Raw genomic sequence first — 23,548 nt, 5'->3', positions numbered from 1 at the left:
CAACACTTGATGGCGCATCCGCTTCCGTAACCGATATAATGGCAGTAGTACGGGAGCCCTGAAGATTATGAGAAAAGGAGAGTTATGGCGGAATTGATTTCCCTGAACCTTATATCGGAAGCTGCGGAAATGATAATCGATGCCGGGCTCACTGTTATTTCCACGGGAGCCGGAATGTCCAGGGAAAGCGGGGTCAGGACTTTCAGGGGAGAGGATGGCTTCTGGAAGGAACACAGAGCTGAGGATCTTGCCTCCCGCGAGGGTATCAGGAAAAATCCCGAACTGGTATGGGAGTGGTACGGAACAAGACTGAAAGCCTGCGAAGAGCTTGAGCCGCATCCCGGATATCATGCGCTTGCACAGATACAGAACGAGAAAGGTACTCTTCCGGTCGTAACGCAGAATGTTGACGGGCTCCTTCAGAAAGCCGGCATCAGGGATGTAATCGAACTTCATGGAAGTCTGAGAACGGCATCCTGCATGAACGAATGCGGTGCTCCCCATGTGAGAATGACCGAGGAACTCTTTAAGGATCTTCCACCCAGATGTTCGTGCGGGAGTATACTGAGGCCGGATGTTGTACTCTTCGGAGAACAGCTGCCAGAGCAGGCTCTGAAAAGGGCATTTCGACTTGCGGAGAGCTGTGATCTGATGCTGGTAATTGGTACTTCCATGGTTGTTTATCCGGCCAGTTCATTGCCGCTCATCGCTATGCGCAAAGGCGCACAAGTTATAGAGATCAATCCGGAGGAAACCCCTCTATCTTCAATTGGTGGAACTTTAAGCCTGCGCGGTGCCGCGGGCACTATTCTTACAGAAATAGTTAAGGCGGTATTCGACGGATGACGTTTTTTATTCTTATATGTATATCAATATCACAGATAACAGTACCTGTTTTGGCTGATCCCTCAAGCGGGTACAGTACCGTACTGACCTTTGAAGATCCTGTTCTGTTCAATACCGGCAATGGCAGTTATCCTGTTTTTCCCGGAGTACCGACCAGATTTGCCGCCGGTGAACCAATACGCCCTTCATTGACCCTTTTTATCCCGATTCCCAACGGAGTGGAACCTGAACTGCATTATTCAGCAGCATCGTACAGATCAACGGGCATAGGTTCCAGCGAGATCAGGACTCCCGCCATAACGGGAGAAGGTTTGAATACCAGGGAGATCGATGCCGATCCGGTTTCACCTGCAGACAGGCATGTCATACTTGATGGCATTATCCCTCTTGCCGGAACCCGGCTGGCTATGGTTACGGTATTCCCAATTGCGGGAGAGAACGGTAGCAGTTACGCTTCGAGAATTGATCTTCAATTGCATTGGACTCCTTCGCCCGGAGGAATCTCCGTTGAAAGGAATCCCCTGCTCAGGCTTATCGCCCCGGAAGGTTGTCATTTCTGGAGAAACGGCTCTGATGGAACCGATGAAGGTATTTTCTGGGGAAAGCCCTGGGCAAGAATAGCTGTCGGGAATACCGGCGGTTACACATTATCGGGCAATGAGTTGCATGATAACGGTTGTCAGATTATCGGTTCTCCCTGTGCATCTCTCAGGCTGTTTACCGGTCCGGGGCTGATGTTCAGCTACGAACCGGAGGATTCCCATGAGCTTTCAGAAGTAGCCTTTACGGTAACTGACCGGGATGGTGATGGCCTTTTCGACGGAGATGACTCCATTGAGTTCTTCGGAAGAGGGTTATCAAGGTGGCAGGTTTCCGATCAGGTGGTTTTCAGGTTGCAGCACAGATACGCGACCAACAATGTCTACTGGCTTACATGGGGAGCCGAGAACGGCCGGAGGATAGAAGATATTTCCGGTCAGCCCGATTCGTCCCCCCAATGGGGAAACACGATTCTTACCGACATATGGCTCAGAGAAGAACATATCTGGATACCGAAGTATGAGACTACAACAGGATGGGTATGGGAGACACTTTCAGAGGGAGAGAGTATTACACTACCATTCCAGGTTAGCGATTCAGGCAGGAGTTCTTTAAGCATCTCCGTTATCACTGATTCCTCACAGTCCCATACAGTTGCCGTCTTTATCAACGGGAACCAGGTTCTCACAGATACCTGGTACGGTTCCGGCAAAAGAACGCTGGAAGCAGACAGCCTTCAGCTTTCCGGCTCCTGCAACCTTGAAATTGAACTGGTGGAGGATGTCGCTGATGGTATTCTGGGACTGGTTTCGGTTCATGTAAAATATCCTGATCAACCCGGTAACCTTTCGGGAAGGGTTCTTTTTCCATCCAGAGAGGGAATCGGAAGATACAATTTCAGAGCTTCAGGTGTGTCCACCGATTGCAGCGCTTACAACATTTCCGACTTCGATTCACCTGAATTGATTACCGGTGCAGAGCATTCCGGTGGTCAGCTGGACTTCTCATACGATGTTGACACTTCATCGGTAATGATTCTTATGGATTCAGGTGATTGGCTGTCTCCGGATTCAGTAGTGTCCGCCAGTCCCGGACGTCTTGCAGGTACTATATCTGATGGTGACAGGCTCATTGTAGTTCATCCTTCAATGTACAACGGTATCTGTGGAATCAAAAACCTGAGCATCGAACAGGGACATGATCCCGTGGTTGCGACAACTTCGGAGATCTACGATGAGTTCGGACAGGGGGTTGCCGATCCGGGCGCTATCAGGTCAGCCGTAAGATGGGGAATCGACAGCTGGTCTGGAGGTTTGCAGGGAGTAATTCTTGCCGGTGACGGACACTACGATTACCTTGGATTTTCAACCACACAACCTGTAATGATACCGCCCTGGATAGAACTTGGATCAAACCAGGATAATTGTATTGATGATATGTATGTAATGGTTCATGAAAACGCTGTTCTGCCGGAGATTCCGATAGCCAGAATACCTGCGGATAATCTGTCTCAGCTGGGTACCTGTACCGCAAAGCTGCTAGCCTACGTTACTGGCCAGAGCGGTGGTACATGGATGAACAGGGCGCTTGTTACAGCTGATGACGAGTGGGGTCGGGGAGGATCACAGAATGAAACCGATCACACTCTGAATTGTGAACATACATCCGAAGAAGTTATTCCACGCAGCATATCCAGGGAGAAATTCTACCTTATTGAATACCCCTGGCCACCTGGCCAATGGCCACCTGAAGGTCCGCACCCGGAAAAACCTGAAGCGCGAGAGAGTTTTATTGAAACACTGAATCAGGGATTTCTGTTTATGCTTTATCAAGGGCACGGAGCAGCTAATCAGATAGCTCACGAAGTGATTCTGCTTGGGGAAGATGTTGGCAGCCTCAACAACGGGCATAGGCTGCCGGTTTCCTTCTGGGCTACCTGTCACGTAGGGCAATTTGATAATCCGGGCAGCGATGCCATCTCTGAAACTCTTGTTCTTCATCCCGCCGGAGGCAGCATTTCGAGCGTAGCAGCCACCAGAGGAACCGGCAGTTTTTCGAATTACCGATATTTCAGAAGTATTATCGATTCCCTATGTCATCATCAGGATCTTACGGTAGGTGATGCGGTCTGGCAGTCAAAACTTGCCTTTTCAGGCTCATATAACACAAATAACAGGTTTTACGTGATGTTCGGTTATCCTGATTTGCCCCTTCCTCTTCCGAAACCCGATGGATCCATAATCATCACGGGTGATACACTGCGAAGCGGGGAATTGAATACGATTTCCGGTACGGGTTTTCAGAATGACGGATTGGCGTTCATTGAAATACTGGAATCATCCTGGAATACTGTTTACACATGCCTGGGTGATTCCCAGCTTTCATACATCAGATTAGGCGGTACCGCCTACAACGGTACACAGATTGTAAAAGGCGGCGAATTCAGCATAGACTGCTTCATTCCTTTGCAGTCAACGATCGGTAATATGGCCCGTGCGGGAGCACAGACACTGGCGGATCAATCCATTCTATCCGGAGCTGAAGATCCTGCTGTTCTTATCACGGGAATACCATCGGGCGGTGATATTGAAGGGCCATCCGTAAACATGTGGATAAGGGGTTACGAAGGTATCCAGCATCCTGAACTTACCGGAAACATTACACTTGAAGCCGAAATATGTGATTCAAGCGGTATCTGCCTTCTCGGGGGTTCAGGTAAGGAACTCAATCTGTTCATTGATGGTAACGGGAACAACGTAAGTTCATATTTTGCTTATAACAGAGGAAGTTCGGTTACCGGACATCTTGTTTATACAATTGAAGCGCTGTCAGCCGGGGAACATACACTGATACTCTGGAGTGTTGACGGGATGGGAAACGGTTCTATGGATACACTGGATCTTAAAATCCTTGAAAACAGTGATCTTGCTATTACCGAAGCTGTTGTGTATCCTAACCCCGGGAACGGCAGAAGGTGTTTCAGCTTTCGCGTATCCGAAGATGCCCAGGTATCGGTTTCAATATTTACAGTGGCAGGAACCAGGATAGAAGAGCTTACCCGGATCTGCAACCAGGGTTACAACCAGATACTGTGGGATGGTTTTGACAACGATGGAGACACGATTGCTTCGGGTCCCTACATTTACAAAATTAAAGCTGAAGCTCTTGGCGCTTCAGTATTCAGCAGAACGGTAGAGGAATTCGGCATACTGGCTGTAACCAGGAGTGTGTCTGACAATGTACATTGAGCAGAAGATTCTCACGGCTGAGATAGAATGCTCGGAGATTTGAGGAGAATACTGGATGTATTTGACGGTAATATGCGAGTATTATAGCCAGCTGTGTGGGTTTTATGCCAATGTTTCATTGTTAGACAGGCTCCTAGGGAGGATTGATATTGGCTGATTCATCCAGTGACAAAATAGACTGGCTCTGGAAGCAGGTTGAAAAGGCACGGAAGGAGAAGAACAACGAAGTCGTCAGGGAAAGCCTTGAAAGGCTTCTTGCCGACCCTTCCATCAGAAATACCTCCGATGAGGATCTGGCGATACTGAATCTAAGCCAGCTTGATATCAGCGAGGGACGTTCCAGGGAAGCCGCTCTTCGACTGTCCGATTTCAAATGGCATGGTGTCCCCGGTCCCGCGGGGCTGCTGCTTGTTTCAGATGCTTATCTGCAACTCGAATGGTTCGGGCAGGCAAGGGAAGCGCTTGAGGATTATCTGAAGCTTATTCCGGAAGATCTTGACGCGAGGCGGAAACTCGGCCTGGTCCATCTCATGCTGAACAACGATGAAGAAGCGCAGAGAATTCTTCTTGCAACAGCGCGAAGGGAAAAATACAGAATCCCGACCACTTTAACCTATTTAGCCATGCTGGAAGCGAAGTCGGGCAGAATTGAGGAAAGCCTTCATCTCCTTCTGCAGGCGCGCGAGCTCGCTCCGTTTGATGAGAAGATAGAGCATACTCTCCTGCGAATTGAATCTCTCAGGGTCAGCCTGAAAAGGAAAGCCCTTCAGCATGAGGATCTTCCCATAGAGGATCTTGTTGCCGGCATGGTAAGCGGTATGATGGAATTCCATGGATACACACGCATGAAATCCAGACAGGCGCTTGATGTATGGAATGAATTCTGCTCGGTGAACCCTCCAGAGGGCAGAAAGCCCGCGATATGGGCAGCGGCACTTGAGTATGCCGTAACGAAATACGGCCCCCATTTCACCCAGAAACAGCTGGCTGATGAATACGGGGTCTCCACATCACAGCTCGGAGAACACTATCATGCTCTTACCAAGGCGGTGGACCTGAATTCTCTGATTAAAACCGATCTTCTTGGCGAGACCGAGAAGGAGGGCTACTGGCTTCACAGCCTGGTCCGCAGGGAAGAAATGGCGGAAGTAATAGCTGCAATCGCTGGAAGACTGGACGAGTTTGACGGCCCCGGGGAAGTCTGTTCCTGGGTATTCGAAAGAATTGAGCCGCTTAACGAAACAGAGCGCCGCGAAATAGAGGATTTCCTCAGTTACCTCTGGAAGAGGAAATAGACAGGACCGCGTCTGCTAAAAATGAAATATGTTGTAACTTTAGGAATATCGTTCATGTTGATTTCAGCTTCTATCATAGATGCTGAAGTCCCTTCTTACAATATCATCTGCGATCAGAATGAATTCGATAATATGATCTTGAACTGGGATGAAGAAATTGAGATCAATTGTACTGTTGAGAAGGATGGTGCATTGTACCAGAATGTTAGAATGAGGATCAGAGGAGATTCTTCACGCAGATATCCAAAAAAATCCTTCAGAATAACATTTTCCATAACTCAACCTCTGGACAGTCGACAGAAATGGAATTTCAACGCTGAGTACCTTGATCGTTCGTACATGCATTCTTATCTGTTTGCCTTTATCATGAGCAGGCTGGATTACCCATGTTTCAGTGTTGACTACGCCAGGATGTATGTAAACGATGAGTACCGCGGACTATACATGAGAACAGCACCGTACGATTCCCTGTCCCTTGTCGAAAACTCACTTGATCCTGAGTGTAATCTGTACAAGGCATCAATGGATGGTTCATGCCTCAGTGCTTACGATAACGTCGAAGAAGTATGGACTAAAGCATCATGTGCATCGTCAGGATGGAATGACCTATACCAGCTGATAGAAGATCTGGATACTCTTTCTTCCGATAATTATCTGGAATTTGCTGCAGAACGATTTGATATGAATGATCTGTTGACCATTATCGCGGTGAACTGGCTTACATCCAATTTCAGTACATACTATCACAATTACTATCTTTACCATGATGTATGGAACACGGGAATGTGGACGATGCTCCCGTGGGATGTAGATAAAACTTTCGACAGCTATGAATACGGGCTTTATACCTGGGGAGCGAATATAAACTGGCCCGATAATCCTCTAGTGGATAAACTGCTTCTGAACGACTATCTTCTTGCACTGGCATTTCAGCGCCTTGATGAAATATGCTTGCAGGTATTCAACACAAATACGCTTTTCAATGTAATAGATTCTCTCGCCATTGAACTGGAAGACGCTGTTTCAGAAGATACTTATGATGATATTGCTGATATTGATGAGTTCTATGAAGCAATCGAAATCTTGAAATATGTTCCTATCGAACAAAGACCAGCCAGCCTTCACGGTCAATATGACGATTGTCCAAGACCATTTGCAACTACCAGTAATCAAACCTGCGCAAGTCCTGATCTTTTTGCTTCGTGGAATCATGCCTTTGATCCCGATGGAGATCCAGTTACATATACGCTGAGAGTGAGAAGATTCCCCATACCGGGACATCCGGATTCAACCATGGTAGAATATACGGGGCTTACGGATACATGCATTACTATATCAGGGCTCCCGGCAGGTAATTACGCCTGGGATGTCAAAGCGGTATCAACCTGGCGATATACCGTGGCTTTCAACCAGTACATGCCTTTTACGGTAGTGCTTGACTACACCGCGCTTTCAGGAACTCTGTCGGGTCAAACTTTTCTGACTTCGGCGAATTCTCCATACATAATCAACGGTGACATTTTAATTCCTTCGGGAAGCACAGTTTCTATTGAACAGGGTACGGTACTCAGATTCAATGAGGACTGCAGCGTAATCTGTCAGGGGAATCTTTATGCGGAAGGTTCTCCCGGTGATTCGGTCGTGTTCTGCGCCAATATGGAAAACAAACCCTGGGGCGGGATAATGCTTACGGGTGGAGAAGCGGAGTTTACATATACAGTGTTCTCAGGGTCTGATGGTTTCAGTGCAGGAAGTCAGTACAGAGCCTGTATTGAATCCGATAAGGCTGATTTGATATTTGAATCCTGTTTCTTCGGGAATAATCGGGGATGTCTCCATTTATCAGGAGGTACTGTCTACATGAATAATTGCGATCTTACAGGATGGAATTCCGCAGAATTGTTTTACATAAAAAATGGAAAATCGGCCACTATACTGAACAGCAGTTTCGGCAACATGACCAATCCGCCATCTTCACACCATGATGGAGTTGAATTTCAAGATTGTTTAACAGGGGAATATCTGGTAAAAAACTGTGAAGTATTCAACATAGAAGGGGACGCCTTCGATGCCAACAGCAGCACACTTATCCTTAAGGATAACAGGGTCTGGAACGTTGAGGACAAAGGCTTTTCCATTGGAATCGGTGCCGTTGGAAGTGAAATATCCAATGTAACACTTACCGGCAACATAGTAACGGACTGTTACACCGCTATAGCTGTCAAGGATGGTTCCTTTGCCGAAATAACCGACTGTACTATCTGCAATTGCGATATTGGAGTAAGAGCTTACAGAAAAACCACGGGGTCAACCGGGGGAAACGCAACTGTGACGAATTCAATATTCGATTCTAATTCAACTGTATTCAGTATAGAAAATGGTTCGATCTTAGCAGTAAGCTACAGCCTGACAGGAAGAAACGAACCGTGGGCAGGTGAGGGCAATATTGCGAATAACCCCGAGTTCGCCGGATGGGGTGATTATCACCTTTCGTACAACTCACCCTGTATTGATACCGGATCCCCGCTGATTGAAGATCCTGATGGTACCATATCCGATATGGGAGCGGTGTTCTTTCCCCAGATATTCGATGGATTGGTCATCAACGAGATTCAATCGGTGAATGATAATACAGTAGCAGACAGTTACGGCGAGTACGACGACTGGTTCGAGATCTACAACGGCTCCGGATACGACTGTGACCTCAGCTGGGTATACATGTCGGATGATCCCTGCGATCTTGCAGTATACCAGTTCCCACCTGGAACAACGGTGCCTTCGGGAAGTTATCTTGTTGTATGGGCTGATGAACACCAGTGGCAGAGTGGATGTCACCTGCCTTTCCGTCTTTCTGGTAATGGAGACAGTCTCTACTTATCAAGACAGCCTGCGGGAAGTCAGATGGACATCATTACTTTCCTTGATAGTGATGCTCCCAGACTTATTGATTTCAAGTATTTCGGAGCCATCCCTCCCGATGTTTCTTTCGGTAGAATCCCGGATGGAGGGGCGGAGTGGAGTATACTTGAATTCTGCACTCCAGGGTGGTCGAACTCCATTCCACATGTGGATACGGGTTACCTTCAGGTTTCGAACCCATTTCCCAATCCGGTTTTTTCAAGCTCCGTGACCCTGGATATAACAGTCGATGCCGGCCAGACGGTGGTTTCTGTGTACGATCTTGCGGGAAGGCTTGTGGATGTCATTATGGACAGGTACCTTGAAACGGGAGAACACAGACTGCACTGGGATACGCTTCAGGGCTGGGGCGGTTATGTCCCGACAGGAGTTTACCTGATTCATGTGCGCCATGCAGCAGGGCTGTCGGAAAGCAGGAAAATTGTTATTCTTAATGAATAATACGGTATATTTCCTTAACTGATTAAGTTATATAAGGTGCAGGTTTTAAGCACCAGAAAACAGGAGGTTGTTGTGCTGCTTTTTTCAATATTCATTTCACTTGTGATAGCTGCGCCGGGAGATATTGTTATCAGCGAAATCATGTACAATCCGGATGGACCAACTCTCGGTCCTGATGATCGGTACGAATGGATTGAACTGTGTAATGTCGGAGTTATTCCACTGCAGCTTGATGGAATGATGCTCAGCGATGGAGGGAATCAGCTATTTTTCAAGGATTTCCTGCTGGAAGCGTCAGCTCGGGTTATTGTAGCGGCAGATGAACCGTCATTTTCGGAAGCGTATGGATCCTCTATCGCAGTTATCCAATGGGATGGAGTATGGACGAAGCTTTCCAATTCAAGTGATACTCTTCTCCTTTATTCGTCTACAGGAGAAGTTCTGGATGAACTTGTTTATTCAGATACCTGGGGCCTTGCCGAAGGAGACACAACAAGAAGCGAAGCCGATGGCAGGGGTTCCTCCCTGGAGAAAATCAACCTCTCTGCGGCGAATGATGAAGATAACTGGATGCCCTCAGTTGACTGGGCATGTCCCGACACAGATCCTGAAACCGGAGATCCTGTTTGCTGGGGCACTCCCGGAGGTGTAAACAGCCAGGAGTGAAATCAGGATCAGTAGTCTATGTCGTTGGTGGCCGCAACCAGGTTTATATTATCTATTCCATGGATGCTGCTCAGTCCGGTTACAATATCCTGTGAGTTAATTCCGGATTTCAGCGACAGGTCATAAGTTAACGTAAGATACACCCCATCGCTGGATGGTTCAATATGTATGATCGTACTTTTACTGGCCCTCTCCAAAATGAAATCAATGTATGCCTGCTCATCGCCGGATTCCCTGTTGAACCGGAATCTGAGAATGAATTCACTCCTGTTTATTGAACCGAAGTTGGTCTTCGAGAGAATCATCGCGACGGTACCGATGAAGAATGTGGAGAATACCGCTAGAATGTAGTTGCCCGTACCAGAAGCTATCCCTTCCGTCAGTGCGAAGAAGATGAAGGCCGTATCCTTGGTATCTTTGACTACAGTTCTGAACCGGACGATGGTCAATGCTCCGACGAGAGCAAAAGCCCTGGCCAGATTGCTTCCTATAACCATCATCACCGCGCTTACCGTAATACACATCAGTACCAGGGTTATTACGAACGACTGGGAGTAGGAAAGCCCTTTGTGAGTTTTTTTGTATATAACGCCGATAATGAGTCCCGCGCAGAGGGCGAGTACGAGGTTGATAATTACAGATAACGGACTGTATCCAAGCTCCTCTGTACTCTGCGTGAACCACTGGGTCAGTTCAGACAAGCCGGTCTCCTTTCGAGAACTCGATCAAGATTCGAGTAGTACGTATTCATATAAACAACATCTGTAGCATACGCAAATTTGGAAAAAGAGATTCGTTTCAGCTCGAATTCCTGGATAAGACGGTGAAACCAGGCCGGAAGATGGTACCGGAATTTGATCTCGAGTACGGTTGAACCATCGGATATTAAATGGCAGTTACCAGCGGGATGTCCGTTGCTGCCCGCCCTGTAAGCCAGAATTTCCCTATCCAGCGTAACCCTGAAATCCGGGTTTGCCCTGTTCTCAAAGGCTGTTCTATGATAGTCAACTACCACGCTGGGTGAAATCCTTTTTCTGAACGCGTCGAACACAAATCTACTGCCGGTTCTGCTTGACTCATGGGTATCAAGCAGAAGTTCTGCAAAATGTATTGTTCCATTTCTCATTGATTTCTCGATGGCCCCGGGATCCAGAAGCAGCCTGTGTTTGTAAACCAGGCTGTCAGTCCTGCCCTTGAGTTCAAGAAAAAGCGGGTTGGAATACCGTGCTGTGGATGAATAGCTTCTCAGGCGGAATTTGTACCGTTTCCGCAACCCCGCAAGTTTCTCATAGAAAAGGTCGAAACTGTCAGTATCGAAGTAGTGACTTCTTACAAAATAGCTCCCGGTAGTATCCGAGTGAATATCCCGATCGAGCCGAAGCTCAAGTTCGCGGAGTATTCCCGACAATGTACTTCCGGAAATCAGATACTTGAATTCGTACCTGTGAAAATGCAGTCTGGGAGCATCGTCCATTCTCATCAGAGATCCAGTGCGGCCTCAAGTATATAATCGGTGCGGTCTTCCTCAAAGATGATATTATGGGGGCGGTGATTCACCATTGCGGCCCTGATTGTTACGGGGGTGCCTGTATCAACACTTACTGTGAAGATCAGTTCATCTTCCCTGGAATCCACGGATCGATCCGGTTTCCATGATGCCATGCTTAACGACGCTGAGATACTTTCAAGGGAAGGTTTTTCGGTTTTCCATGAGATTCCACCAGTGAACCACCACGTTTGAAATTCGGGAGCGATCTCCCCATTAATCACATCAGCATTTGCCCAGTTGTCGCCCCTTACGATTTCACCTCGCATGAGCAGCGAGAAATCCTTCGCGAGCTTGGTTTCGAGCTGGAGGTCCCCACCGATGGCTACCTGTTTTGAGGAGCATATGTAACCGTCTACAGAAAATTCATCCTCCTCGCCGAACCGGAGCGATGTGAGATCGGCACCAACAACGATATCGCAAGGCAGCTCGAATTCAGCCCTGCCAACGTACTGGATTTCGTTGTCCTGGTTAATCCAGTCCGGGGAACCGTTGAACACACCCAGCGACAATTCAGGTAATCCTGTAACATCGGGATTCACAATGAATACTGAACCTATGTCTCTGCCTGAATACAGAAGATTGCTCAATTCCCTGTGCGAAATGGAATGGGCAATTGCCTGAAGGTCCCATGTGCTGGTTAAGGTATTAAGGCAGAATGGCTTCTTGAAACGGCCGGCCTGAACTTCAAGGAAATCGAAGGATTCCCAGAGTATGTAACAGTCTTTCAGGAAAATTTCATCAGGTCTTGTTTCCAGCTGAAGCTGGCCTTTGATGTTGTCCGTAATACCGAAATCGGCCGTAAGACCGGCAGATTCAATACCAAAGGAGCGATTTGGTATGGTCAGTGCTCCACCGAATTCACTGAATCTGATTCTGGCGTACGCTGAAAGAGTGAAACTATCCGCTCTGTCATTCTCCACATCGACATCTGCCAGTGCGGCAGCGGTTATCAGTAATACCATCAGCAGAATGCGAATACAGGCATGTTTCATTTTTCCCTTTCTTGATCAAGTTAATCAACCTTGAAATATAATCATAACAAACCGTGAAATACAGCTCCTGTCGCAGTAAATATTCGTTCATCGCAGAAGAATGAATTTCCTTGATGCCATGCCTCCAGCGGATCGGATCACAGCAAAATATACACCCGCTCTCAGTGCTGCAGGAAGCTCGCAGGATAAGGTTCCTTCAAACAATTCAATGGCCTGGGGCTGCAGTACCAGTCTTCCTGAGATATCGTAAACAAGTGCTTCTCCCGGTAAATTCGGGATAATGTAATCAAGCGAAAACGAAGATAAAACTGGATTAGGCCGCAGAGATTCGATAAATGGATTAATAAGGATTGTCGGCCATCCGGGATTGGGAGCTCCCGGAGTACCGGGCAGCTCAACTCCCTCCCAGCTTGACGAAGCTGCAAGGGGCAATCTGGGTGAGATAAGTGAAAGTACGCAGTCATCCGATATGGGCCAGGTTTCGCTGTCGTACATCACCGAAAAAACAGGCTTATCCTCATCGAGAAGAGATACTCCATCCATTACATCGTTAAGCCCGAAATCAATACCCTGAATCACATCGATATCCTGTTCGTAAACTGAGCGGAACGAATCGTATGATTCGCAGATGATCAGATAGTTCTTGGGATTGATCAACAGACCTTGCGGAAGAATGGACATATGGTTCTGCCCATCAACAATAAGAAATCCGGAGAGATCCGCTCTGTTTATTCCGGGGTTGAACAGTTCTATCCAGTCCCCGGCATCACCGCTGAAACAGATTTCCGACAGTATTACCGGTACATTCGATTCTCCGGCTTGCACTTCTTCTCCGAGAGTCATGGCTCTGGCTGTTGCCCATGACGGGTCAAGTATTCGAAGTTCGGTCCCGGCGGGGGAATCCAGCACAAGATCCCCGAATATGTTTTCATCGGGAAGCATCCTGTTTAGAAGTTCCTCGCTGTTTGTAAGGTATAGAGTATCTCCCGGAAGCATTACCTCATCTTCCGGCGCGAAGAGTCTTGCCGGAGGGTCACCCGCCTGAAATCCGTAGAAAGAAAGATCGACAGGGATCGAAGATGCGTTTACAATGGGAATCGACCACAGGAATGATGTGTATCTGATAGGATCGAATATTTCCAGATCCTCATGATGCGCAGTGTATTCACTTCTTCTTGCCGTCGGTGCGCAGACCCTGCGTTCAGAAGATGTCGGGAAGCTGTAGAACGGGTAGTGGAATATCGCCTGGTCCTCCTCTGTTTCGACAGAATAGACAATGGCGAATTTGATATGATCGATACCTGACGGAAAAGCAATTGTTCTGCTCCACACACAGCCTGATGCGCCAATCGGGGTCAGACTGCTGTAGTATACATCGGACCCGCAGCTCCACCAGTTTGCCCCGGGATTGTCTGGAGGGTGTTCAAACTCGACCGTTACCGTTACCGAATCGGTATTACTGCCGGGCTGGAAATCCCACGGCGAAAGGGTCATTGACACGACTTCCAGTGGAGTAGGAGCTTCCGCTATCTCCGGCAGGAAGTCAGCTCTTTCTATCAAGGAACTGCGGAGAATCTCAACTGCGTCATCAAAATCGCTGTTTGTACCCTGTTTCATTGTATCGGCATATACACTCTCCCGTATTTCAAGGTAAATGGAGTCAATGACGGCCGGAAGATCATCCTCCATGATCGTGGCGATCTGAAGCATGTAATCTTCGAACATGCTTCGATTTGCGCTGTTGAAAAAGAGATTGGTCAGCAATGATGATATTGTGAAGCAGTACATTGATGTATCCTCTACCCATTCAGGTTCGTATACCCCATTCCATCTGTTGCCGAAAGAAGAGTCTCGGTCCCATGGGTAATACCTCCAGATACCGTCCGGAGGCAGGTGAAGATAGAAATTCTTAATAATTGCGTCCTCGTCCCTTATAGCCAGGCTGATCGCGGCATTGGAGATGAAATCCTCAATGTTGAACGACAGTGGTGAGCGAAGGTTCACATTGTCTATAAGGCTTCTTACAAGTTGAAGATATTCTTCGCTGCCCAGCTTAGCGTCAAAACCCGATGAGCCAAGGGTATCACAGGGCTGCCAGGCGAATCTTCCAAGATGACTTACCGCTTTGAAGAGGGGGCCGTAACCCAGATCGTTCCTGCTGTAGAAATATTCATCAATTCTCTCAACCTGAACGTAAACGCCATAGTACACATCATTTATATAGAATTCAACATGTTCCGTAAGGGAAGCAGGGAATCCCAGCTTCCTAGACAGCATAAGACCGAGAACGTTTCGCATAAGTGATTGGTCTCTGTACTGGGCGTCAAGGAGTATATGCGATGCATTCATCATTGCCGGGTCACTCGGTTCGATCTTCCAGCTTTTCTTGGGACATAAGAGGGATGTTCCCCCTCTGAAACCCGCAAAGCAGCTGCAGCAGCCAGCGCTGGTTTCGATGAGAGCAGGGAACTGAAGGTCGGTAAGTGAATCAGCGTAAAGACTAGCGAGGTATAGAGGGTCAATTTGCAGATGGTAACTGTTCAGTGAACCCTGGCTGCTCAGAAAAATTATAGCGCTCAGAACAATCTGCATGATCCTCTTTCAAATCAAGGTCGGACTTACCTATCTGACCTATTCACGTATTTATGGTTACTGATCTCAATTATAAAGAGTGATTCAGGAAGAACGGTTCCGAAGATGCTGAAGGCTTCTGGAGATGAGACCAGGGCGGTTGGACCTTTCGCCTGTTTTGAGATTGTAGTTGATGAGAACTCTTTGAAAACCTGCGTTCATGTCCCACTGGTTTCGCTTCCATGCCATCCATCCGAATGCTCTTACAGCCAAGTAAATGGAATATCTTTGCCAGGCAGGAACTTTCAGGACGGTCATTCCTTCGAGCATTATACCGTCCGCTTCCTTCCTTGAGCGTTTCTGTATCCAGTAAAGCCAGTCGTGAATCACTGCGGCGTTGCCATATCTGCCCCAGCAGGGTAGGAAAGCCCAGAGAAGCCTTGGAATTGATGCGAAATCCGTCATGAAACCCGTTCTTACCCTTACCGTATCACTGCTGCCTTCATTCCCTACATCGTAGCCGAAGGGCCGAAGTATTACCCATGTTCTTCCATCCGACAGGGGTGAGACTACCAGCGATTCGGTAAAGACACTCAAGTGTTACCTCCCATTAATAAACCATAACTAATATAGCGGAAAGGATTGATAAGAGTCAGCATGGTTAATTAGCAGCTTTCTTGCAGCATTGGTTTACTGGTCTGGAAAATTCAGAATAGAGGATATTTTTTCAGGATATTCAGACCTGTTAAGCCTTCAATTTTGAGCGCTGAAAGTAGACTTGATGCCGCTTGTTCCCTTATATTACACATTCGTGAATTTCTACTCACATAAAAAATGAGGTGCTGCATGGATCAGAAGAAGTATGTCTACTTTTTCGGCGGTGATGAAACAGAAGGTAATCGTACACAGAAGGAACTTCTGGGAGGCAAGGGTGCCAATCTGGCTGAAATGACAAGACTTGGCCTTCCGGTGCCTCCGGGATTCACATTATCTACCGAGGCTTGTTCAGGTTATTACACAGACGGTACGGAAGGAACATGGCCGGAGGGTCTTGAAGAGCAGGTTAAGGAAAAGCTTGCCCTGCTTGAAAGGATCGAGGGAAAGGAATTCGGCGAAGGTGAAGAGCCTCTTCTGGTCTCTGTAAGAAGTGGCGCTGCCATTTCCATGCCGGGAATGATGGATACGGTATTGAATCTCGGACTTAATGAAAACTCAATAGAATCGCTGATCAAAAAAACAGGAAATCCAAGGTTCGTCTGGGATGCGTACAGAAGATTTATACAGATGTTCGGCGATGTGGTTATGGGAATTCCTCATCATACCTTCGAGGAAGCGCTTGATGGTGTGAAAAGCAGCAAGGGCACAGACCTTGATACAGAACTCTCCACTGATGACCTGAAGGAAGTTGTATCGGAGTTTAAAAAGATCTACGACAGAGAAATAGGTAAACCATTCCCGGTCAACCCATGGGATCAGCTGAAACTTTCAATTGATGCCGTATTCGGTTCCTGGAATAATCCGAGAGCTATACGCTACAGGCAGATCAACGGAATAACAGGTCTTGTGGGAACGGCTGTGAATGTTCAGACGATGGTGTTCGGTAATATGGGAGACGATTCGGGCACAGGGGTCTGCTTTACCAGGAATCCCTCGAACGGTGAGAATGTATTCTACGGTGAATATCTGATGAATGCTCAGGGTGAAGACGTGGTTGCCGGAATAAGAACCCCGAAACCTATTTCCACCCTTCGTGATGTGAACGAATCCGCCTACGATGAGTTGATGAAAATCAGAACAATCCTTGAGGAGCATTATCTTGACATGCAGGATGTCGAATTCACCATCCAGGAGGGGAAACTTTACATCCTTCAGACGAGAACGGGCAAAAGAACAGTATTCGCGGCGCTTAACATAGCAATTGATATGGCCCATGAAGGTCTTATTAACAGGAAAACAGCCTTAGGCCGTGTTCCCACCGCAAGTTTCAACCAGCTTTTTGCTCCGATCCTCGATAAAGCCAGTAAGGAGAATGCCAGGTATCTGACAACCGGGCTCAGTGCTTCTCCAGGAGGAGCATGCGGAAAGGCAGTATTCACCGCCGATGCCGCTGAAGAGTGGGCTGCCAGGGGAGAAGATGTAATACTGTGCAGAAAGGAAACGAGCCCCGAGGATATAGGCGGCATGTCGGTTTCAAAGGGAATAATTACATCCCGCGGTGGAATGACATCACACGCGGCTGTTGTAGCCAGAGGCATGGGGCTTCCATGTGTTGCTGGAGCCAGCAGTTTAAGAGTGGACAGCGACTCCAAAAAGATAGTATGCGAAGATATCCAGATCAACGAGGGTGATATCATTGCTCTTGATGGCTTTACCGGTGAGGTCTTTGCCGGTGAAGTAGATGTACAATCTTCTGAAATACTCTCCATATCCTCTGGCGATGGCGATCCTTCTGGATCAAGGCTGTATCAGAATTATTCGGAACTGATGACTTGGGCCAATGAATATAGAAGGCTTGGCGTCAGAGCGAACGCGGAAACCGTTCGTGATACCAGGACAGCTGTCAATTTCGGAGCTGAGGGTATCGGTCTTTGCAGAACCGAGCATATGTTCTTCGGAGATGAAAGAATAGTTTCATTCAGAAAACTCATTCTTGTTTCGGAAGAGGTAAAGAGTCTAAAAAATGAGATTGCCTCAACCGAGGGAGACACATCAATCCTTGAAAATAAGCTTTCAGGACCTCTTGAGGATTACAATAAAGCCCTTGGCGAACTCCTGCCCCTTCAGAGGGAGGATTTCGCCGGGATATTCAGGGAGCTTGACGGGCGGCCATGCACCGTAAGACTTCTTGATCCTCCGCTGCACGAATTCCTGCCAAAGGATGAAAAGGGGCAGATTGAGATGTCCAGGGAAATGGATATGCCGGTCGAAAAAATAAAAATCATCGTTGACAGGCTTCATGAATTCAATCCCATGCTCGGTCACAGAGGCTGCAGGCTGGGGCTTACCTATCCGGAGGTTTCGGAGATGCAGGTACGGGCTATTATGGAAGCTGCCATAGAGGTAAAGCAGGATGGTATTGAAGTACTCCCCGAAATAATGATTCCTCTCGTTGGGCATCCGGAAGAACTGCGGATAGCCAGGGAGAGGGCACAGGTAGTTATCGATGAAATCCTGAGCAGCGGAAGGTTCAAGGATGATTATATTAAGTACCGGATAGGTACTATGATTGAGATCCCCCGTGCGGCTGTAGATGCTGCGAGAATAGCTGAATACGCTGATTTCTTCAGTTTTGGCACAAACGATCTTACCCAGATGTCATGTGGATTCTCGAGGGATGACGCTGCTGTTTTCCTTGAAGATTACGTGAAGATGGGTATTTATGAAGAGGATCCTTTCTCATCAATAGATATTGACGGTGTTGGTCGTTTTGTTGAGATAGGAGTTTTCGAGGGCCGCAAAACAAAACCGGATCTAAAAGTTGGAGTTTGCGGAGAACACGGTGGTGACCCCAAGTCAATCCGCTTCTTCAATTCGGTGGGCCTGAATTACGTTTCCTGTTCCCCATTCAGGGTTCCTGTGGCGAAACTTGCAGCTGCCCAGGCTGAGATTGGCGATGAAATGTAGCCTTCACGGTTACAGTCCCGACGGAGATGGTGTTTGAGAAATGCATGGGAATAAAAGTGTAATAATCGCTGACAGCGATGCTGGACTACTCCAGGTTTTCGGGAAAGTACTCAGGCTCGAAGGGTTCGAGGTTATAATCTGTACGACCGGAATGGAGGTAATTGCCAGAGCAAACGTCTCCACGCCATCCCTTATAGTCTGTGGGTATTTCCTTCCCATGCTTGATGGTTTAAAAACATGCCGATACTTAAAAAGGGAACCTTCAACCTCGGAGGTTCCCTTTCTTCTTTTAACACCGGGACTCGACGCCTATCTTCAGCAGAGGGCTGAATGGGCGGGAGCTGACAGCGTTAAGGAACTCCCTATCCGGCCCGAGGAGTTCGTTGCTCTCTGCAGGTCACTTGCAGAAAGCGCACCCTCGAACGCTGATTACAGCATAAAAAGAGACAGTCCGCCAGATAGAGAAACCATTCTCGAAAAACTCTGCGGTTACCTTGAGAACAGAGTTAACAGGCTTGAGGCTACATGGAATCTCACAGAGGAACTGGGAAGAACAATGAGTGTCCGGGAGATCTTCAGAAGGATGGCAAATGGTATTCTCACCGGATTGAGCTTTGACAGAGTCTGGTTAACCAGATACCTGGAACAGACAGATGAGCTTGTAACTGAAGTCGCAAGGGGAAGAAATCTCACGGATGTTCCGGATTCCATTCATGTGCGGGACTACTCTGATCTTCCGGTCGGGGTAGCAATCAGGGAGCTCGTTCAGGTTAAATCAAAGGATATCGATCTGCCGGACGAAAGACTATGGTGGGCAGGATCAACTAACTACATCGATACTCCCCTGGTATCAGCAGGACGGCCCATAGGTCTTATTAGATGTGACAGATTTCTTACAGGTCGAAAGATCGAGAAAACGGATTATGAAGCCCTGAGGCACTACGCTGTTCATGCTGCGGAGGCGATTCTCAACGCGATGATTCTCGAGGATGTTACAGATGAACGGGAACAGATGTCAGCCATTATGAACAGCCTTGATTCAGGCATACTTGTAGTTGATAATTCGGGCATTCTTCTGCAGGTGACATCAAGGGCATGTGAACTATTCGGCAAGAATATGGATACCCTGAAGGGGAAGCAGGTGAAGGATGTGCTGCCTGTTCTTACTTCAAGCAAGGAAGACGCGTTTTTCAAGGCACTGCACGAGGAAAAATCTGTTCTGAATAGACAGGTACACGTTGGAAAAGCCGGTACAGATGATATCGTTCTGAATGTCAGTTACCTTCCCTTTCAACGAGCGGGTCGTTTCGCGGGAATCGTTATCATGGTAAACAACGTTACCGAAAGTTATACATTAAGGGAGAACCTGAGAAAGAAAAACGAGGAGCTGGAGACCATCTCAGTGATTGGAAGAGAGCTGAATTCGACTCAGGACCTTGATAAAATCTGCAAGGAGGTTGTTAAAGCTCTTCGAAGGTTCTTTCCTTCTGAAGCAGTAGCAGTATTTCTGGCGGAAGGAAGCAGGGAAAACCTGATCCCCAATTCTGTAAAAGTTGCGTCAACCGCCGGGTACGACCGCGAAACTGATCCGGAGGGTTTGATCATCAAGATAAAACAACCTTCCGCAATTGGCAGTATCATACCTGAAGACAGCATTTCGAAGGGCGCGGTGGCAAGTGCTATAACCAACAGGAAGGCTATCAACATCAAGCAGGTTCGTGAAGATGGAAGGTACTTTGAAAACCTTACCGGAACCAGAAGCGAATTATCTGTTCCCATGATAGTCCAGGACAGAGTTGTCGGTGCTTTTGATATACAAAGCCCGGCACCGGCCAGATTTACTCATGAGTCGGAAAGAACCATCGTTGCGCTGGCCAACCATGCGGCTACCGCAGTTGAAAACGCGATGCTTCATTCAAGAATACTCAGTCTTGCCCGAAGGGACAAACTCACCGGACTGGGTAATCTCCGTTTCTTCGAAGAGAAGCTTGAAGAGGAATTCATGAGAACGGACAGGTCGAATTTCCCCTTCTCTCTTATCATGATGGATATAGATGATTTTAAAAATTACAATGATTCCTGGGGTCATCCCATGGGTAATACACTGCTGAAAACTGTCGTGAAAGCAATGAATAGCGCAATAAGAGAAGTGGATGTGCTTATACGGTATGGCGGAGAGGAATTCGTTTGCATACTTCCTTTTACGGGTGAGCAGGAAGCTGCCGAAATAGCTGAACGGATTCGTAAGAAAGTTGCTGAATCATCGTACGTTATACCACATTCGGAACAGCAGCCCCGGGGTAAAGTGAGTATCAGCCTTGGTGTGTCCACTTACCTTACGGATGTGGGAGACCGGAACATGCTGCTAAAATACGCAGATCAAAGAATGTATATGGCCAAGCGAGCCGGTAAGAACAAGGTTGTGGCTCCAGCTCTCGGAAACTGCCAGTTCGCTGGATAGCATTCAAGGACTCCTGGTTGGAGTAGGAAGAAAAAGAATGTGCTGTTGTCAATTATACATCAGCTCACAGCATGGTAAAAAGCTTTACAAATTTACGGGTAGTGTATATATATAAAATGATTGAAACAATTTGTGAAAGGAATAGTATGAAGCTTATGGGAATGGTTTTACTGCTACCTTTAATATGTTTTGGTGCTTCGGTTGATCGTACGCTTGCTGCGCCTGATAGCAACATCAGTGGATTGGCCTGGGGTGAGGGCAGGCTCTGGTGTTTGGACGAGAACACCTCACAGGCTTACGGTCTGAATCCTGTAACAGGAAACGTTGAGGTAAGCTTCGATTTCAGCGGTTACTCAAGCTATTCTCCTGCCGGTCTGACCTACTACGGTGGAAAGCTGTTCGGCAGTTTCATTAATGGTGGTTCGAGTACCTATGTGTACTGGTACACAACTTCCGGCTCCTACGGGGGTAGTGACTGCTTCTGTTGAGGCTCGTATCTCCCGTCGGTGACGGGACTCGGCTGGAACGGCACGAAACTCTATGCAAGCACCACTTATTCAAGTTATAACGGATGCTACACTTTTAACTTCTACAGCACATACTTCTCAAACAAAGCTGATTACATATTCGACTTCTGGGGTCCAGAAAAAGGTTACGATATAGCATACCTCAATGGCGATATCTGGATGGCTGTGGACAACTCAACAAGTCCAATCAGATGCTACGAGAAGGCCTCCGGAGGAGTGCTGGATGCGATTCCCGCGAGTATCGGGATCGGTTCGGACGTACACGGGGTCACCTGCGAGACTGGCACAGATGCTCCGTACCTCTGGGTGAGCAACCAGACAACGGACGAACTCTACAGGATCAACCTTTTTACCGGAATCGCTGACGATGATAAACCGCTTCTGTCAAACTTGCGGTTGTCCTGCAGTACCAACCCCTTTTATTCGTCCGTTGTGATAACCGGTAATGATTTTTTTGGTGCTTCTATCCTTGAAATATACGATGTAACGGGAAGAATTCTTGAGAGCGTGAGCTTCAGCGGTACATACACATGGAACGCAACCGGGATTCCCGATGGTGCCTATTTTGTGAATGTAAGCGATTGCGAAGGCAACAGAGAGTTTCTCAAGCTATTGAAACTCTAGCCCGCAGAATTTAACAGCATTCTACTGCAGCGACATACGTAACTGTTTCTACCTCATGAATACGACAGGAACAGTCTGGCAAGTATTTCCTATCCGTGATCTGATGAAATAAATCCCGTGTGTGATAAGAGAACCGTTCTCATCGATTCCATCCCAGGCAACCGGATAGATGTTGTCATCCCTGTCTTCCTCCGGTGAGATTGTCCGGATAAGACGTCCAGCTGTATTGAAAATAGTAACTTCTATATTCGTATCAGATTCCTGATTGATCCATATCGTGGTTGAACTCCGGAAAGGATTCGGACAAACAAGAAATGTCGGCGAGATGACTGGGATTTGCTGTTCGTTGTCCGAAACGGATGTTTGTGATCTATTCGTTCAATATGCCGGAATTTGTTTGCGCAAGTAACCAGAAGTTACGTCCGACCCCGCTCGCACGTCCGACCCCGCTCGCAGCGGCTTGATTATTCGAGCGATAGAACATAGAATTGAACCAGTGCTGAATGTTTTAAACGGGGGGAGAATGACTTTGAAAAGATTTCTTATCGTATTACTGCTGCTGAGTGCTCTATCGGCATTTGCAGGCACAGCGTTCACTGAGGATACCGAACTCTGGGCGGAAATAGACAGAATTAACGAGATTCTTGACGGTTCCGGCGAAATGGATTCTGAAACCCTGGAGGGATTATTTCAGGAGACAGTTGAAATCGCATTGTCTTCCGAACTCTCCCAGCAGATCGAGGATCTTCGAACAGATGCTTTCGAAACAGACGATTATGATGAACGTGATGATTACGCGGACAGGGCTTACGATGCAATAACTGTATCATTCCTCGGTGAGTCAAACGCTATAGGTGTAAATACTGCTGCTTTCATGGACATGAGTGTTCCGGAGTCAGAAGCGTATGTATTTTTCCTTGTTGCAATCGGGGGTTTCTATGTGGATGGGGAAATGCAGCACATAGGCGCAGCCGAGCTTCCCGTATGGATGGAGCGAACCGAGTCCAGCGCCCAGGCAAAGGTTGATCCGGTAAAGGCTGAAGAGTGGCTGAGTTACTGGGAGAGTATTTATCCTTCTCTGGACGGCTACTTTTTATCTATTGCTGATGAGACCATAGCTGGGCTTGGTCTAAGTATTGAATAGGGAAGGCTGGTGAAGAAACCTTGAAAAGGCTTCGCCTTACTATTAACTATCCAGTGCTTTCCTTACTCTGATTTCAATTTACTGGTTCATCCGAATGATAC

At 47.5% G+C, this 23,548-nt stretch carries 16 protein-coding genes; 10 read left to right on the top strand and 6 right to left on the bottom strand.

Annotated elements, in window-relative coordinates:
• The first annotated feature begins 84 nt into the window (after window positions 1-84).
• The 5 genes from K8S15_00080 to K8S15_00060 all read left to right on the top strand — a co-directional run bounded on the left by K8S15_00080 (window position 85) and on the right by K8S15_00060 (window position 9,955).
• Entirely contained in the window at window positions 85-846 is a 762-nt protein-coding gene (locus K8S15_00080) for an NAD-dependent deacylase (GenBank protein ID MCD4774429.1), read from the top strand.
• A complete protein-coding gene (locus K8S15_00075; protein ID MCD4774428.1) occupies window positions 843-4,634 on the top strand; it encodes a hypothetical protein in 3,792 nt (1,263 codons plus the stop codon). Before K8S15_00080 ends, K8S15_00075 begins: the two co-directional genes overlap by 4 nt.
• Before the next feature lie 149 nt (window positions 4,635-4,783).
• Entirely contained in the window at window positions 4,784-5,929 is a 1,146-nt protein-coding gene (locus K8S15_00070) for a hypothetical protein (GenBank protein MCD4774427.1), read from the top strand.
• Between the two features lie 54 nt (window positions 5,930-5,983).
• Complete coding sequence (locus tag K8S15_00065) at window positions 5,984-9,289, top strand: CotH kinase family protein (protein ID MCD4774426.1); 3,306 nt, start codon at window positions 5,984-5,986, stop codon at window positions 9,287-9,289.
• Window positions 9,290-9,361: 72 nt separating this feature from the next.
• A complete protein-coding gene (locus K8S15_00060; GenBank protein MCD4774425.1) occupies window positions 9,362-9,955 on the top strand; it encodes a lamin tail domain-containing protein in 594 nt (197 codons plus the stop codon).
• 8 nt (window positions 9,956-9,963) lie between these two features.
• On the opposite strand, the gene K8S15_00055 is transcribed toward K8S15_00060, so the two are convergent.
• The 5 genes from K8S15_00055 to K8S15_00035 all read right to left on the bottom strand — a co-directional run bounded on the left by K8S15_00055 (window position 9,964) and on the right by K8S15_00035 (window position 15,643).
• Complete coding sequence (locus K8S15_00055) at window positions 9,964-10,656, bottom strand: DUF4956 domain-containing protein (protein ID MCD4774424.1); 693 nt, start codon at window positions 10,654-10,656, stop codon at window positions 9,964-9,966.
• The gene (locus tag K8S15_00050; GenBank protein ID MCD4774423.1) at window positions 10,644-11,435 is read right to left on the bottom strand and encodes a polyphosphate polymerase domain-containing protein; all 792 of its coding nucleotides are present in this window, start codon (window positions 11,433-11,435) and stop codon (window positions 10,644-10,646) included. The genes K8S15_00055 and K8S15_00050 overlap by 13 nt, the downstream gene beginning before the upstream one ends.
• On the bottom strand, window positions 11,435-12,496 hold the full coding sequence (locus K8S15_00045) for an OprO/OprP family phosphate-selective porin (GenBank protein ID MCD4774422.1): 1,062 nt from the start codon (window positions 12,494-12,496) through the stop codon (window positions 11,435-11,437). The genes K8S15_00050 and K8S15_00045 overlap by 1 nt, the downstream gene beginning before the upstream one ends.
• Window positions 12,497-12,583: 87 nt before the next feature.
• Window positions 12,584-15,088 carry a CotH kinase family protein gene (locus K8S15_00040; GenBank protein ID MCD4774421.1) on the bottom strand — a complete coding sequence of 835 codons (2,505 nt, stop codon included), beginning with the start codon at window positions 15,086-15,088 and terminating at the stop codon, window positions 12,584-12,586.
• Window positions 15,089-15,172: 84 nt separating this feature from the next.
• The gene (locus tag K8S15_00035; GenBank protein ID MCD4774420.1) at window positions 15,173-15,643 is read right to left on the bottom strand and encodes a DUF1353 domain-containing protein; all 471 of its coding nucleotides are present in this window, start codon (window positions 15,641-15,643) and stop codon (window positions 15,173-15,175) included.
• Between the two features lie 270 nt (window positions 15,644-15,913).
• Between K8S15_00035 and ppdK the strand changes: the two genes are divergently transcribed.
• From ppdK to K8S15_00015, 4 genes are all read left to right on the top strand, one after another.
• A complete protein-coding gene (ppdK, locus tag K8S15_00030; protein MCD4774419.1) occupies window positions 15,914-18,691 on the top strand; it encodes a pyruvate, phosphate dikinase in 2,778 nt (925 codons plus the stop codon).
• A gap of 40 nt (window positions 18,692-18,731) precedes the next feature.
• Window positions 18,732-21,152 carry a diguanylate cyclase gene (locus tag K8S15_00025; protein MCD4774418.1) on the top strand — a complete coding sequence of 807 codons (2,421 nt, stop codon included), beginning with the start codon at window positions 18,732-18,734 and terminating at the stop codon, window positions 21,150-21,152.
• 146 nt (window positions 21,153-21,298) lie between these two features.
• Window positions 21,299-21,640, top strand: coding sequence for a hypothetical protein (locus tag K8S15_00020; GenBank protein ID MCD4774417.1), 342 nt, complete (start codon window positions 21,299-21,301; stop codon window positions 21,638-21,640).
• Between the two features lie 18 nt (window positions 21,641-21,658).
• Window positions 21,659-22,303 carry a T9SS type A sorting domain-containing protein gene (locus tag K8S15_00015; GenBank protein ID MCD4774416.1) on the top strand — a complete coding sequence of 215 codons (645 nt, stop codon included), beginning with the start codon at window positions 21,659-21,661 and terminating at the stop codon, window positions 22,301-22,303.
• A gap of 48 nt (window positions 22,304-22,351) precedes the next feature.
• Here the strand turns inward: K8S15_00015 and K8S15_00010 are convergent, their stop codons facing one another.
• Window positions 22,352-22,639 (bottom strand): T9SS type A sorting domain-containing protein, encoded by a 288-nt coding sequence (locus K8S15_00010; protein MCD4774415.1) that lies wholly within the window; start codon window positions 22,637-22,639, stop codon window positions 22,352-22,354.
• Window positions 22,640-22,832: 193 nt separating this feature from the next.
• Here K8S15_00010 and K8S15_00005 point away from each other — a divergent pair, with 193 nt between their 5' ends.
• On the top strand, window positions 22,833-23,447 hold the full coding sequence (locus K8S15_00005) for a hypothetical protein (GenBank protein MCD4774414.1): 615 nt from the start codon (window positions 22,833-22,835) through the stop codon (window positions 23,445-23,447).
• Window positions 23,448-23,548: the final 101 nt, after the last annotated feature.

It is taken from the genome of Candidatus Aegiribacteria sp., from assembly GCA_021108005.1.
In the GTDB taxonomy this organism is placed as follows: domain Bacteria; phylum Fermentibacterota; class Fermentibacteria; order Fermentibacterales; family JCC-6; genus Aegiribacteria.
Note: the sequence above shows the minus strand (reverse complement) of the source record. Positions and strands in the feature narration are given on the sequence as shown.